We start from the raw sequence: 13,481 nt of genomic DNA, 5'->3' as shown, positions 1-13,481 counted from the left end.
AATCTCTCCTTATTTAGCAACTTCAAATTCAAATTTCACTGATTTCTCGTCAAATGTAAATGTAGGTTTAAATGTACCAACAAACTTATCGCCTTCTGGTACATCAAATAACATTTTGTTTGTAATTTGGTTACCTGGCGCAATATTTTCGTTTATAAACGTATTTTCCCCACCAAAGTACTCTTTGAATTGGTTGCCGTTAGTATCAGCAATTTTTAATTCAGAAGTTCCAAAATATATATCTTTTTTGCCATTATTTTTAGCATTAAAAGCGATTTCTAGTACTTTCCCTTTTTCAGCTTTTACGTATTCGTTAGGCTCAACGAATTTAGCTGAACTGAAAGTAAGTTGTAAGCCATTAACTTCTACCGTATCTCCAATTTTATAAATCTTGCTTTCAGCTTTTTCCTTTTTATCTTTCTTTTCAGCCTGTTTAGGAGCATCGTTTTTACTCACTTCTTTAACTTCAGTTTCACCACAAGCAGATAAACTAAAAGCAAGTGCACCTGTTAAAGCAATAGTACCCAATTTTTTATACATTTCTTTTCCTCCGATTATGTAAAATGTAAGATTTCCGAAACTATCATAACAGAAACAGTTACAACTTTTTTGTCATATTTTGTCGAGGAAAATAAAAAAAGACGCTATATCAGTAGCGTCTTTGCTCATTTCATTAATGTCCACCGTGTCCTTGACCACTTTCCTGAACAATTTCTAACCTCTCATCTAGTATTCCTTGTGTTTCAAATGAAATATCACTCGTACTTCCTAATAAGAAGCCATGATTATATGGTCCAAGTGTTGGATCATCTTTAAACTTCGGCTGAATGCTTGCAAGGAAGTCATACACTGGTTGTGAAGCTTTCCCTTCTTCTAACAAGACAACAGGTGCGTGTTTACCCATATGTGAAAAAGGTGCCCCAGCAACTGCTAAATCTGGTGTTTTGCTTGAAACAAATGATAAACCGTGACCAGGTTTTGTGAATCCCCAGCCAAATTTTGTTTTTTCATCTTTAAATTTCGCAAACGCAACCGAATTTTCTGTTGGAGTCTCTCCACTAATACGCGTTACTTTCCCGTATTTGCTCAGCTCTTTTTCCACTTCTTTTGAAACAATTTTTTCTGGCCCTAATACATATATATTTGCTTTGTCTTTTCTCATTTTTAATGCCTCTATTGTCGCTTCTGGCACTTTATTCTTTTCTGTATAGAGTAGTGGTTCCGGCATATGAGAAATCCAATTTACAGCGGGTGTTGTATATAAACGGCCTTCTTCTGCAGACGAACCAATAATAACACTATTTGGGTAGCTTCCTGTTATATCGGCATACTCCTTATCAACATCCTTCGCAAATATAGCTGGGTCCGTTTCTTTTATTTGTTTTACTTTATAACCTTTTAATTGTTCAAGCGCGCTAGTACCTACATCTCCCATCACCATAATTTGTGTTCCGTCTTTCGTTCCGATTGGATTTAATCGTTTTATTTCTTTTAACGTCATTTCCGGTATCTTTTCTTTTTCTATAAATAAAATCGGCCCGTTATTCGGATGATGAATAAGGTCTGCACTCGCAATACCTAATTGCCACTCGCTTGCTGGTACTAAAATAACAGCACCTGGCTGGTTCTCCTTATGAGTTGCTGGCCATATCGTTTGCGAAGTTAATACTGCCATTTTTAGGGGGTCATTTGTATTTAACCTCGTCACATTTTTTAGACTTGTCGTTAATAAATCATTAGATGCACCTTCGTTCATTTCTTTTGGCGCCGTTACCTCCTGATTCATTTTCATTTCCTTTTGCTCTGTTTTCTTCTCTTTTGTAGATTCATGGTTTTTATGGTCTGTATTCGTTTGTCCGCATGCAGCAAGACCAACTGCTGTAATTATTGTTATCCCAAAAATTCGGGTCATTTTTTTCACTATACCGCCTCCGTATTAATCATTTTTGAGCCAATATGATTACCTAAAATGTAATTTCAACTCCACAATAACAAGCAATTCTGAAGAAATTATGCAGACGCATCATAATCTGCACCATTTCTTCATGATTTTGCATTACACTTTAAGTAACGATTATAAATATGGAGGGCTCTCTATGATTGATATACTGCTCGTAGACGATGAACCGAGAATGCTTGAATTATTAACGCTTTATCTTACCCCAATTGGATATAACTGCGTATGTGCGACTTCAGGAGAAGAAGCTATTTTACATATAGAAAATCGAAACTTTAAATTTGTTTTACTCGATATTATGATGCCAAAGATGGACGGATGGGAAACGTGCAAAAAAATCCGATCTTTTAGTAACATTCCTATTATTATGGTTACAGCTCGTGATCAAACAGTAGATGTCGTTCAAGGATTAAAACTTGGAGCCGATGATTACGTAACGAAACCTTTCCATGAAGAAGAACTTTTCGCAAGAATTGAAGCCGTTTTAAGACGTACAAATGAACATAAACAAATCCAATATCACGGTATTGTATGGGATGAAACAAAACACTTCGTTTCTGTCCATAGTGAAGAACTCCTTCTCACACCAATTGAATTTTCTTTACTCGGATTATTTTTACGCCATGTGAACTACGTACTAAACCGTGATCAGCTCATCGAACGAATTTGGGGATTAAACACAAATACAGAAGATCGCACAGTCGATTCGCATATTCGTAATTTACGTGATAAATTGCGAAAAGCAAATTTCCCTATTGATCATCATTTAAAAACCGTGTATGGAGTAGGTTATCGATGGGTTGATACTGAACAGTAAGGGGCAAAACGATGAAACGAATTTCAATTCAATTCGGATTTTATTTTTTAATTGTTACACTTTTAATTGAAAGTGTTCTCTTTATTTTGCTCTATTATAGTCTCGTAAACACTAGAGTAAATGAAGAAATGACAGCTTTATTAAAGCGAGGAAATAGTCATCGAGATGTACTTGAAAAATATTACGATGAGCAAACCATCTCTCACGTAGCATTAATGGAATCTGAAGCTGAAACAACTGTCGTTATTACAAATACAAATAAAGAAGTGCTAGCTAAATCTAACGAAATAAACACGACTATAAAAAATCACATTAGTAGCATGCAGACTCGAACAGACCATAACGGAGCGATTATAGAAAATCATTGGAAAACATCTAATTATATATGTACAGTTAGTCCTATCATAGTAGCTGGAAAACATGAAGGGTATGTGTATATGTTTCTTGGAACAAAATCCATTGAAAAGTTGGTAAATGGATTAACGAAACAATTCATTATTGCTGGCGCCATCACGTTTCTACTCACAGTCATCACAATTTTCCTATTATCACGTTTATTAACAAAACCATTGTTACACATGAAACATGCAACTGAAAAAATGAGTAAAGGCGATTTGTCCGTTTCATTAACGACTACTCGAAATGATGAAATTGGTGAACTAGCATCATCTATTCAAACGCTCGCAAATGATTTACATTATATGAGAACAGAGCGAAGTGAATTTCTAGCAAGTGTTGCTCACGAATTACGAACACCATTAACATACGTAAGAGGTTACGCTGACATTGCTTTAAAAGAGACCACATCTCCTGAGCAACGTTTGCGATATTTATCTATTATAAAAGATGAGTCTGATTACATTACAAACTTAGTTCAAGATTTATTTTCACTTGCACAAATGGAACAACATAACTTTTCTATTCAAGTAAAGGAAGTACATTTACACACCTTCCTTACTCGCATAGCCGAAAAAGTTAACGCTATGTATAAAGAAAGGTACATTAAAGTTTCTTTCTCTTGTCCTCCTACACTGGTAGTAAACTTAGATGAACAGCGATTTGAACAAGTTATAATAAACATTTTAAATAACGCTTATAGGCATTCAAAAGAACATTCTCATATAAACATTTCTGTTACAGAAGAACATAGACGTATTTTCATTACAATTGAAGATGAAGGCGAAGGTATTCCGCCTGAAGACCTCCCTCACATTTTCGATCGTTTTTATCGAGTTGATAAAGCGAGAACACGAGCTACAGGCGGAACTGGTTTAGGACTATCTATCGTAAAAGAAATTGTAGAACTACACGGCGGAAATATTACTGTAACGAGCGAAGTCGATTATGGGTCTTGCTTTATAATTTCATTACCATCCATAAAGAAACACGACTATCATCAATAGTCGTGTTTTTTATCACTTTACTTTATAATATAAATTTACAAATTGCCCAAAACGTTTCGTATCCGTTAAAGTTAAATTAATTTCCGGGTTCTTGTCTTGAAATAACGGAACTCCAGAACCTAATATGTGAGGTGTAATCGTAACAACATATTCATCAATTAGATTATTCTTAAAGAACTCTCTTAAGAGACTCCCTCCACCGACCATCCATATTTTAGATCCTTCTTGTGCTTTTAACCTTTTTGTAAACTCCACTACATCTTCATTTACAAACTCCACGTGTTCGTTTGAACCTTTTTCTGAGTTAGAAAAAACATAACATTTTTTATCTAAATACGGGAATGGTTCTATATGCTCTACTACATAATCATACGTTCTTTTTCCCATAATTATTGTATCAATAGTTTCGTACATTTCTGTATAACCGTTATCTCCCTCTCCTTCGGTTTCCATTAACCACTGTAAATCATCATCTTCTTTCGCAATATATCCATCTAAGCTCGCCGCAATAAATAAAACTATTTCACGTGACATATTTTTTCCTCCTTATACCTCATCTTGATAACATTATGATGTAAACAATATACTAACAATAAAACACGACAATTTATGTCATGTTTAAAAAGAAAAAAGGTGATACATTTGTCAAAAGCTAAACGCTTATTAGATATTCTTATATTTGCTTCTGCGAAAAAAGCATTTACAGCTCAAGAAATAGCCGATGAATTTAATATTTCTGTTCGTACTGTCCATAGATACATTTTAGATTTAAGTGATATGGGATTACCCATTTACGCTGAACAAGGTCGCAACGGAGGATATAAAGTATTAACGAATAGAGTAATTCCACCTATTTTATTTACCGAAGAAGAAGCAGTCTCTATCTTTTTTGCCTTTCAATCTTTAAGCTACTACAGAGACTTGCCTTTTAACACAGAAATAAATTCCGTTACACATAAACTATATAGCTCCCTACAACATGATGCGAAAGCTAAAGTTGACAAAATACGTTCTTATATCGCCTTTTGGAATCCGAAAAGAACAATTGAGACACCACTTTTAAACGAAGTGTTAACAGCGGCTATTGAAAATAAAAATTTACACTTTCAATACGAATCTAAATCAAGGATCAAAACAAAACACGTTCATCCTATCGGTGTATATGCGCATGATGGTTTATGGTATTTACCTGCTTATGATTTTAATGTAGAAAAAACATTACTGTATCGCGTCGATCGTATTCTTTCTATATTATCAACGGAAGAAAATGAAGATACATTCATGAATTTAGAAGAGTGGTTTGCCTCTAACTCTCACGTAGTACATAATCCTACTCAGTTACATGTTTTACTGTCAACAGAAGGCGTACGCCAATGTAAAAGCGTGCCTTACCTTGAAGAATTCGTTGTAACAAACGAAAACGGGACAGGATATATACATTCAACAATTGATAAAGGAGAAATCAATTTTATTACCCCTTTATTTTATAGACTCGGAAAAGATGCAAAAGTTTTAGAACCGATAGAATTGATAGATGGTTTACGTATGCGTGCGAAAGAAGTTTTACATATGTATGAAGACTAAGAAGCTGCTAAATATAAGCAGCTTCTTTGTCCTGTTGTTCCTATTGTTTTATTATTGACGAATATCAAACCACCAACGATTTTTCGAATTCATATTTTCAGTGTCACCAATCCCTCTGTAATTGAAAGCATCAAGGAAGATCGAGTCTAGTTTATCTTCATCTACAAAATAACCTAAATTAACTTTTACCGTTTCTCCTGGTGTGATACTGCCAATATTGTAAAAACTTTTTCCATCTCCGTGAGGTTCTAAATAATCAACTTCGCCTGTCATAATATTTTTTTCTGCGATTCCATCTTTCCCAGCATACTGCCATGCATTTCCTTTATCTTCAAGAACTTTTATAGATGGAGTCATATAGATTTCTTCTGTCGCCTGTTTACCTATATTTTTCACTTTTGTTGTCAGGTAGACAAATTTAGGATGAATTAATTTTGATTCTACTAATTGATCAATTGAATCTTTACCATTTCCAATTTTATATTTATCTCTTCTATATGGTATCAATTGTCCAGCTTGATCCAAAGCTTGATTCCTGCTTAGTATTCCTAAGCCCATTTCATTAAAGTTCTCTTGTTTAAAATCTTTGATTGAATCAAAGGCTTCAACTTTTTCTATCACATATTCAATTTGACTGTTATCCATAGATATCGTTACTGGAGCCTTTTGCCCTATATGAAATAGTCGTTTGCTATCCTTCTTCAAAGGAATTACCTTAGTTGTTTTACTTTCTTGGCTAAAATACTTTTTATCATAATCGCTTATATATGATGACTTTTCTTTTGACGTGGGATCAAGTGAAATGCTCCCTAGCACATCTATCATTTGTTCTTCGTTTATATCATTTCCAATATAACTTTGTAACATAATTCCTTCTTCCTCAAAATAGAGAAAAATTACTCTATTAAACATTAAATCTTTATTACCATTTTCTCTATGGACAATTACTGCCTTCTTACCATTTATCTCTTTTTCTTCATAATTTTTCGAGTACAGAGTTGGAAAATCTGAATTCCCTCCTACTCTCCAAAGAACGAATGAAAATCCACCCATTGCGTAGTTATCTTTAAAGGAATATTTCATAGCAGAGTCATCAATTGCTTCCATATTTTCTGGTAATTTATCGATTTTCAGCTTATACCACTTATCAGCCTTTTTCGAGTCCTTATTTGTTACTGAAATATTTACTTCATAATTTTGTTTTTGAACGATCATATTATAGACTTTTACTGCTCCAAAAACGGTTGTCGGCATGCCGATTAATAAGCAAGCAGCAGCGATTAACATACGATGTCTTTTACGCTTTTTCAGCGGTTGTCCATCTTGCAGCTTCATTTCCTCCATAAACAATTTCTTTTTGCGCGTATATGTATGTGAAAATTCATGTTGTTCTTCAAGTTTATCAAAATCATCTAAAGCAATTTTTTCAGCAAGTTCATATATTTCTTTGGAGTTCTTTGAATTCGTCATGTTGTATACCTCCTATCATATTTTGGACTCGTTTTCGAGCGCGTTCAAACTTCTTGCGGACATTTGCCTCCGTTATCCCCATGACACTTGAAATTTCTTGATACGTTAAGTTATAGAAGACTCTGTACTTAAACACCTGTCTATTAGACTCATTTAACTCTTTTAACAATGCATCAATTTGAACCTCAGACATTTTACGTTTTTCCCACTCTTCAATATTTTCATCTACTGCTTCTGTTGATTCTCTTTCATATTCTTCTAAAAATGTTTCATGTCGTTTGTTTTTCCGGTAACTATCAATCGCCTTGTTTTTCGCGACCCTCAAAATGTAGCGTTTAAGCTCTTGAGTAGCCAAGCTATGGAGCTTTTCCAAGTTCTTATAAAGAGTAATAAACGTCTCTTGAACCGCATCTTCAGCCTGTTGAATATTATTTAAAATAGAATACGCTACATAATAAATCTTTTGTTCATACAACTCATATAGCTCTTCCATCTTTTCATAATCGTTGTTTGTAACTTTCATATAATTCCTCCTTTCACTCTATATAACGAATGAGCACTGTACTTTGTGACACTGCAAAATCTTTTTATAGATAAAATTTAATAATAGAATAAACAAAAGCCCAATTTCTCTATTGTAACTGAGAAATTGGGCTTTTTAATATTAGAATTTTCCTGACTGTATCTCTAAGAAAAATTCTTTTACACCTTTTCAATATGCAGTATTTGCTCTATCGCTTCTTTTAACAAATTCTTTGTCTCTTCCAAGTTATGATTCTTCTTTTCTCCCGGTTGTACCATATAAAACTCAGCAAACGAACGCTCTTTATATCTTGGTACGACATGCATATGATAATGTGTTAACTCGTTAAATACTCCACCATTTTGACAAACTGTAACTCCGTCAGGTTTATATACTATCTTAATCGCTTTTGCAATAAGCTTAGAAGCATCCATAACGGATTTTGCTACAACATCATTTAATTCATCTACTTCTACAACATGTTGCTTTGGCACAATTAAAGTATGTCCTGGGTAGAAAGGCGCATGATCTAAAAAGCAAGTTACATAGTCATCTTTATATATTTTATATATTTTTTCCTCTTCGTTTGCTAATTTACAACCTAAACATTCCATCATACTTTCTTCCTTTATTAAAAACATAAAAACGTGAGAGCCGTATTCTCACGTTTTTATGTTTCATTTTATTAGTTCAATTGTTTCCGTAACTTTTATACTATCTTTTACAGATTGAACAATCGTACAATTTTTCACTGCAAGTTGCAGCGCCTTGTCCAGCTGCTCTTCTGTAATGTTTTCTGCTTTAATTTTATAGTGCAAATGAACACTTTCAACTGGCTTCGATAACGCTTCACTTCTACCAATTTCAGTTTCGATTGTAAACGTATCGTATGGAATACGTTTCTTTTCTAAAATCGTTCGAAAGACAATTGCACTACACCCTGCGATAGAAGAAACGAGTAATTGTAACGGTGAATAACCGTTTTCTTTTCCAATCGCTAATTGACCATACGATAAATCTGCTTCTATATCATCGTGTTTGATTGTTAGTTTCATTTGTTTTTTCCATCTCCACTTTCATCGGTTTCTGCCGTTTCTTACTAATATAATAATATATATAGCAGAAAATGATAAATGGAATACCACAGTATAACGCCATTCTTTGTTCAGGAATAAACGCTAAACTAATAACAACGATGCTATTTGTAATTAAAGCTAAAATTGGAACAATCGGGTATAGTGGTGTTCTATACTTTAAGTCCTCTAACTTTCCCCCGCCTTTTATATACTGACTTCTAAAGCGAAGTTGCGATAGAGCAATAATGATCCAACTTGAAACAGCCGATAAACCAGCTATCGATAATAAATACATGTATACTGTATCTTCTGCAAGGAAGCTTGTTAATAAAGATAAAGCAGCTACAGCAATTGTTACAACTAACGCTGTAATTGGAATACCACGTTTATTTACTTTTTGGAAAGACTTTGGTGCCATTCCTTCATTTGCAAGTGACCATAGTATACGAGTTGCCGCATATAATCCTGAATTCGCTACAGATAGTAACGCTGTAATAATAACGAAATTCATAATATCAGCTGCATACGGAATACCGATTTTATCAAATACGACTACGAATGGACTTTCAATTACGCCAGCTTCTTTCCAAGAAATTAACCCTACTAAAATCGTCATTGTTAAAATGAAGAATAACATAATGCGCCATACTGTATTACGGATCGCACGTGGAATTGTTTTTTCTGGATTTTCACTTTCTCCCGCTGCAATTCCGATTAACTCTGTTCCTTGGAATGAGAAGTTAACTGTAATCATTGTAAGTAGTACGGCAGCTAGTCCATTCGGGAAAAGCCCACCATCGCTTACAAAGTTAGAGAAAAGAGGTGCTGCTTCTTTTCCGTCATATGATATAAATCCTAATAATGCACTACCACCAAGAACGACAAATGCAAGGATTGTAATTACTTTAATACTAGAAAACCAAAATTCTAATTCAGCATAACTTTTTGCCGAAATTGCGTTTGAAGCATATAAAATAACACCGAATACAAGGCACCATACCCAAACATCAACATTTGGAAACCATCTTTTCATCATTAAACCGATTGACGTTAATTCTAGCCCCACTGTTACTGCCCAGCCAAGCCAATATAACCAGCCAATCATAAAGCCCGTTCCTGGTCCAATAAACTTCGTTGCATACTTTTGGAAAGATCCTGAAACCGGCATAGCTACCGTTAACTCTCCAAGACAAAGCATTGTTAAATACATAATAAATCCGCCTACTAAATATGAAAGGATGGCTCCCCCTGGTCCAGCCTGATTAATAGTGTAACCTGAACCTAAGAAAAAACCAGTTCCGATTACACCACCAAGTGCGATCATAAATAAATGTCTACTCTTCATCGTGCGATGTAATTTCTCATTCGTTGGTTGCTGCATCTAAATCCTCCCCCTACCAATACCCCTATATCTTGTTAAAATTTTCTGATAATAAAAATATACACGAAAGCGATTACATTTTCTATATAAAATTAAAACTTTTCTGATAAAATAATATAAAAATCGAATTATTGCAAGGTTTAGATTCTATTTAGAGGAAAATAAGGAGAAACAAGGAAAAAACCCTTACATATATTGTAAGAGTCAACGAAGTTCTAATCTTCTCGATAAAATTGATAAACTATAATTTACGATAAAGTACATACAAGCTACTAATATAAATGTTGGAATCATGTAATTCACATTTTGCCCGCTAATAATTTGAGCATTATGCATAAGCTCAGGGAGTGATATAACAACCGCTAGCGACGTATCCTTCAGCAATGAAATAAATTGACTGACAAGCGGCGGAACCATTCTCCTTAATGCTTGTGGCAAAATAATATGCCAAAGCGCTTGCACATAAGTTAATCCCGAAGATCTTGCGGCTTCAACCTGCCCTTTTTCAATAGACAATAAACCACTTCTAACAATTTCAGATATCATTGCTGCCTCAAATATTGTTAAAGCAACAATTGCAGCTGTTATAATTTCTAATTTCAAGCCTGCTTCTGGAAGTGCAAAATACGTGAAAAATATAATTAACAGTAGTGGTAAGTTTCGAATCACTTCAACTATAACTCCTAATATTTGTGAGACGACAGGTATTTTCGTGTAGCGCAATATACCGATTACACTTCCAATAATAAAACTAAGTACAATTGCTATGAGCGCTACCTCTAATGTTATAAGTAATCCTTTTAATAAAAATAGAATATGATCTCCTGTAATTGCTCCCTTGAAATCCATTTACACCGCCTCCTTTGCTAAGCGTTTTTCTAAATAACGCACTAGCATACTGAGCGGAATTGTTAATATTAAATAAAACATCCCGACAAATATATAAACATCAAACGTAACAAACGTCTTCGTTGAAATTAAATCTCCTTGATACATTAAATCAGCACCAGCAATGATTCCAAGTATTGAGGAGTTTTTAACTAAATTGAGAAACTGGTTTCCTAAAGGGGGAATTACAATTTTCACAGCTTGTGGTAAGACAACATAATACATCGCCTGCACATACGTTAGCCCTGAAGAGCGAGCAGCTTCCATTTGCCCTTTCGCAACTGATAAAATACCAGCGCGAATTACTTCTGCAATAAAAGCTGCCGTATATACCGTAAGCGTAACTGTTCCTGCTACAAAACCATTTAAAGTAATTCCTATTACAGGTAAAGCAAAATAGAATATAAATGCAATTAATACGAGTGGAATATTTCTTACAAACTCCACAAAAGCTGATCCTATCCAATTTAAAATACGAATAGGTGCAATACGCATTACTGCCAAAATTACTCCTAAAATAAAACTACCTATCAATGCAATTACACTAGACATAACTGTATATTTAAATCCTTCTAAATACATATCAATGTTATTCGTTAATATAGAAAAATCAGGCACATATTCTCCCCTCTTTCTTTACAAGAAGAGGATGAGTACTCTCATCCTCTCACTTTTACTATCTACTTTTCTGGTTTTTGTCCAATCCATTTCTCATATAATTTGTCATACTCTCCGCTTGCTTTCATGTCTTTAATTAAAGTATTAATCTCTTTCGTTAAATCATCTGCCCCTTTTTGCACTGCAATTCCATACGGTTCATCTGTGAAAATTTTTCCTACTACTTCATAATTAGAATCTTGTTTTGCCATTCCGTAAAGGATCGCATTATCTGTCGTTAACACATCACCTTTACCTGCCTTTAACGCTGTAAATGCCTCACTATAATTTTCAAACTCTAATACAGTCGCTTCTGGTGACTTTTGACGAATGTTATTTGTAGATGTTGACCCTTTTACAGCTAATACTTTAACGCCTTGTTTTATATCATCGACACTCTTAATATTGCTTCCTTTTTTCACAAGTAACGATTGTCCTGCTTTAAAATATACATCTGAAAAATCCACTTCTTTTTTGCGTTCTTCCGTAATTGTCATTGTTGCAATAATTGCATCAATATCACCATTTTTCAGCATTGGAATACGTGTTTTAGACGTTACTTCTTTCAGCTCTAGCTTCTTTTCATCTCCAAGAATCTTTTTCGCAAGTGCCTTCGCGACATCAACATCGAATCCTTCTACCTGCCCTGTTGAAGGATTTTTTAATCCAAATAAATTCGTATCATTCTTTACCCCGACTACTAATTTCCCTCGTTTCTTAATTTGTTCAACAGCCCCGCCTTGCTTCGTATTTGTTTCCTTTGCCTCATCTTTCTTACTTCCGCAACCAGCAACAACAAGCACGAATAAACATGAAAATACGATTAAAGTAAATAATTTTTTCATTTTAAGCATGGAATTCCTCCTCTAATGATTTAGCACCCGACTTAAAAATAAACGAGCTCTTTCTTGTTCAGGGTTTGCAAAAAAGTGCGCCGGTGTTGTATCTTCAATAATTTGACCATCATCCATAAATAAGATCCTATCTGCTACCTCTCTAGCAAATCCCATTTCATGCGTGACAACGACCATTGTCATCCCTTCTTTAGCCAGTGCTTTCATAACATCAAGTACCTCTCCAATCATCTCTGGATCAAGAGCAGACGTAGGCTCATCGAATAGCATAATTTCCGGCTGCATTGCAAGTCCTCTAGCAATTGCCACCCGTTGCTGTTGTCCTCCGGATAATTGATGTGGATATACGTTAGCCTTCTCTGGGATTCCTACTTTCTCTAAATAAAGCATTGCTGTTTTCTCTGCTTCTTCTTTGGAAACTTTATTTACTTTAATCGGTGCTAATGTAATATTTTGAAGAACCGTTTTATGTGGATATAAATAAAAATGTTGAAAGACCATCCCAATATTTCGCCGCAATTCATTCATGTCCGTTTTTTTATTGTGTACCTCTGTATTTTGTACAATTAATTCTCCATCTGTAATTGCCTCTAATTGATTTATACATCGAAGCAATGTACTTTTTCCTGATCCTGAAGGCCCGACAACTACTACCACTTCGCCTTTTTTCACTTGCACATTAATATTTTTCAAAACTTGAAAGTTACCATAATATTTATTTACATTACGAAATTCTATCAACATACTCCCCCTTCCCCTAACAATGCATGTACATTCTTTTTATATTCAAAAATAGTCCCAAAAATAACTTTTAGCTTCAATTTGTCCATAAAAAAAAGCAAAGAGTTTCCCCTTTGCTTCTTCATTTCTA

General features: G+C 34.4%; 15 protein-coding genes. 3 read left to right on the top strand and 12 right to left on the bottom strand.

The features are described from left to right. Positions 1-9: 9 nt before the first annotated feature. Positions 10-540 carry a DUF4352 domain-containing protein gene (locus AU379_RS26655; RefSeq protein ID WP_000277062.1) on the bottom strand — a complete coding sequence of 177 codons (531 nt, stop codon included), beginning with the start codon at positions 538-540 and terminating at the stop codon, positions 10-12. A gap of 133 nt (positions 541-673) precedes the next feature. Further along, positions 674-1,921, bottom strand: a complete 1,248-nt coding sequence (locus AU379_RS26650; protein WP_000738867.1) for a hypothetical protein — start codon at positions 1,919-1,921, stop codon at positions 674-676. A 175-nt stretch (positions 1,922-2,096) separates the two neighbouring features. Between AU379_RS26650 and AU379_RS26645 the strand changes: the two genes are divergently transcribed. Continuing rightward, positions 2,097-2,774 carry a response regulator transcription factor gene (locus AU379_RS26645; protein ID WP_000565484.1) on the top strand — a complete coding sequence of 226 codons (678 nt, stop codon included), beginning with the start codon at positions 2,097-2,099 and terminating at the stop codon, positions 2,772-2,774. A gap of 11 nt (positions 2,775-2,785) precedes the next feature. Then, the gene (locus AU379_RS26640; protein WP_044584134.1) at positions 2,786-4,177 is read left to right on the top strand and encodes a HAMP domain-containing sensor histidine kinase; all 1,392 of its coding nucleotides are present in this window, start codon (positions 2,786-2,788) and stop codon (positions 4,175-4,177) included. A gap of 12 nt (positions 4,178-4,189) precedes the next feature. Here AU379_RS26640 and AU379_RS26635 read toward each other — a convergent pair whose 3' ends face one another. Then, entirely contained in the window at positions 4,190-4,711 is a 522-nt protein-coding gene (locus tag AU379_RS26635) for a dihydrofolate reductase family protein (protein ID WP_000085764.1), read from the bottom strand. A 75-nt stretch (positions 4,712-4,786) separates the two neighbouring features. On the opposite strand from AU379_RS26635, the gene AU379_RS26630 reads away from it, so the two are divergent. After that, entirely contained in the window at positions 4,787-5,761 is a 975-nt protein-coding gene (locus AU379_RS26630) for a YafY family protein (RefSeq protein WP_113710808.1), read from the top strand. A gap of 51 nt (positions 5,762-5,812) precedes the next feature. On the opposite strand, the gene AU379_RS26625 is transcribed toward AU379_RS26630, so the two are convergent. From AU379_RS26625 to AU379_RS26585, 9 genes are all read right to left on the bottom strand, one after another. Further along, positions 5,813-7,231, bottom strand: a complete 1,419-nt coding sequence (locus tag AU379_RS26625; RefSeq protein WP_000185110.1) for a DUF4367 domain-containing protein — start codon at positions 7,229-7,231, stop codon at positions 5,813-5,815. Continuing rightward, positions 7,197-7,754: an RNA polymerase sigma factor gene (locus tag AU379_RS26620; protein WP_000869270.1), complete on the bottom strand. Its 558-nt coding sequence runs from the start codon at positions 7,752-7,754 to the stop codon at positions 7,197-7,199. Before AU379_RS26620 ends, AU379_RS26625 begins: the two co-directional genes overlap by 35 nt. A gap of 179 nt (positions 7,755-7,933) precedes the next feature. Further along, positions 7,934-8,368, bottom strand: a complete 435-nt coding sequence (locus tag AU379_RS26615; protein ID WP_000388973.1) for an HIT family protein — start codon at positions 8,366-8,368, stop codon at positions 7,934-7,936. Between the two features lie 63 nt (positions 8,369-8,431). Continuing rightward, the gene (locus AU379_RS26610) at positions 8,432-8,809 is read right to left on the bottom strand and encodes an OsmC family protein (protein WP_016117157.1); all 378 of its coding nucleotides are present in this window, start codon (positions 8,807-8,809) and stop codon (positions 8,432-8,434) included. Beyond that, positions 8,784-10,211 carry an amino acid permease gene (locus AU379_RS26605; protein ID WP_001187092.1) on the bottom strand — a complete coding sequence of 476 codons (1,428 nt, stop codon included), beginning with the start codon at positions 10,209-10,211 and terminating at the stop codon, positions 8,784-8,786. Before AU379_RS26605 ends, AU379_RS26610 begins: the two co-directional genes overlap by 26 nt. A gap of 204 nt (positions 10,212-10,415) precedes the next feature. Further along, positions 10,416-11,060, bottom strand: coding sequence for an amino acid ABC transporter permease (locus AU379_RS26600; RefSeq protein WP_000345955.1), 645 nt, complete (start codon positions 11,058-11,060; stop codon positions 10,416-10,418). Then, on the bottom strand, positions 11,061-11,717 hold the full coding sequence (locus AU379_RS26595; protein ID WP_001112667.1) for an amino acid ABC transporter permease: 657 nt from the start codon (positions 11,715-11,717) through the stop codon (positions 11,061-11,063). 62 nt (positions 11,718-11,779) lie between these two features. Further along, the gene (gene glnH / locus AU379_RS26590; RefSeq protein ID WP_000916491.1) at positions 11,780-12,610 is read right to left on the bottom strand and encodes a glutamine ABC transporter substrate-binding protein GlnH; all 831 of its coding nucleotides are present in this window, start codon (positions 12,608-12,610) and stop codon (positions 11,780-11,782) included. A 12-nt stretch (positions 12,611-12,622) separates the two neighbouring features. Continuing rightward, positions 12,623-13,354, bottom strand: coding sequence for an amino acid ABC transporter ATP-binding protein (locus AU379_RS26585; protein WP_044584131.1), 732 nt, complete (start codon positions 13,352-13,354; stop codon positions 12,623-12,625). Between the last annotated feature and the right edge of the window lie 127 nt (positions 13,355-13,481).

The organism is Bacillus sp. JH7, from assembly GCF_001563515.1.
GTDB lineage: Bacteria > Bacillota > Bacilli > Bacillales > Bacillaceae_G > Bacillus_A > Bacillus_A cereus.
The sequence above is the reverse complement of the archived record's forward strand: the minus strand, read 5'-3'. Positions and strand labels throughout refer to the sequence as shown.

Bases quoted from the DNA above. Each gene is read 5' to 3' on its own strand.
- AU379_RS26635 (WP_000085764.1), bottom strand. From the start codon at position 4,711: ATGTCACGTGAAATAGTTTTATTTATTGCGGCGAGCTTAGATGGATAT.
- AU379_RS26600 (WP_000345955.1), bottom strand. From the start codon at position 11,060: ATGGATTTCAAGGGAGCAATTACAGGAGATCATATTCTATTTTTATTA.
- AU379_RS26605 (WP_001187092.1), bottom strand. From the start codon at position 10,211: ATGCAGCAACCAACGAATGAGAAATTACATCGCACGATGAAGAGTAGA.
- AU379_RS26655 (WP_000277062.1), bottom strand. From the start codon at position 540: ATGTATAAAAAATTGGGTACTATTGCTTTAACAGGTGCACTTGCTTTT.
- AU379_RS26615 (WP_000388973.1), bottom strand. From the start codon at position 8,368: ATGGAATGTTTAGGTTGTAAATTAGCAAACGAAGAGGAAAAAATATAT.
- AU379_RS26610 (WP_016117157.1), bottom strand. From the start codon at position 8,809: ATGAAACTAACAATCAAACACGATGATATAGAAGCAGATTTATCGTAT.
- AU379_RS26630 (WP_113710808.1), top strand. From the start codon at position 4,787: ATGTCATGTTTAAAAAGAAAAAAGGTGATACATTTGTCAAAAGCTAAA.
- AU379_RS26620 (WP_000869270.1), bottom strand. From the start codon at position 7,754: ATGAAAGTTACAAACAACGATTATGAAAAGATGGAAGAGCTATATGAG.
- AU379_RS26585 (WP_044584131.1), bottom strand. From the start codon at position 13,354: ATGTTGATAGAATTTCGTAATGTAAATAAATATTATGGTAACTTTCAA.
- glnH (WP_000916491.1), bottom strand. From the start codon at position 12,610: ATGCTTAAAATGAAAAAATTATTTACTTTAATCGTATTTTCATGTTTA.
- AU379_RS26625 (WP_000185110.1), bottom strand. From the start codon at position 7,231: ATGACGAATTCAAAGAACTCCAAAGAAATATATGAACTTGCTGAAAAA.
- AU379_RS26640 (WP_044584134.1), top strand. From the start codon at position 2,786: ATGAAACGAATTTCAATTCAATTCGGATTTTATTTTTTAATTGTTACA.
- AU379_RS26645 (WP_000565484.1), top strand. From the start codon at position 2,097: ATGATTGATATACTGCTCGTAGACGATGAACCGAGAATGCTTGAATTA.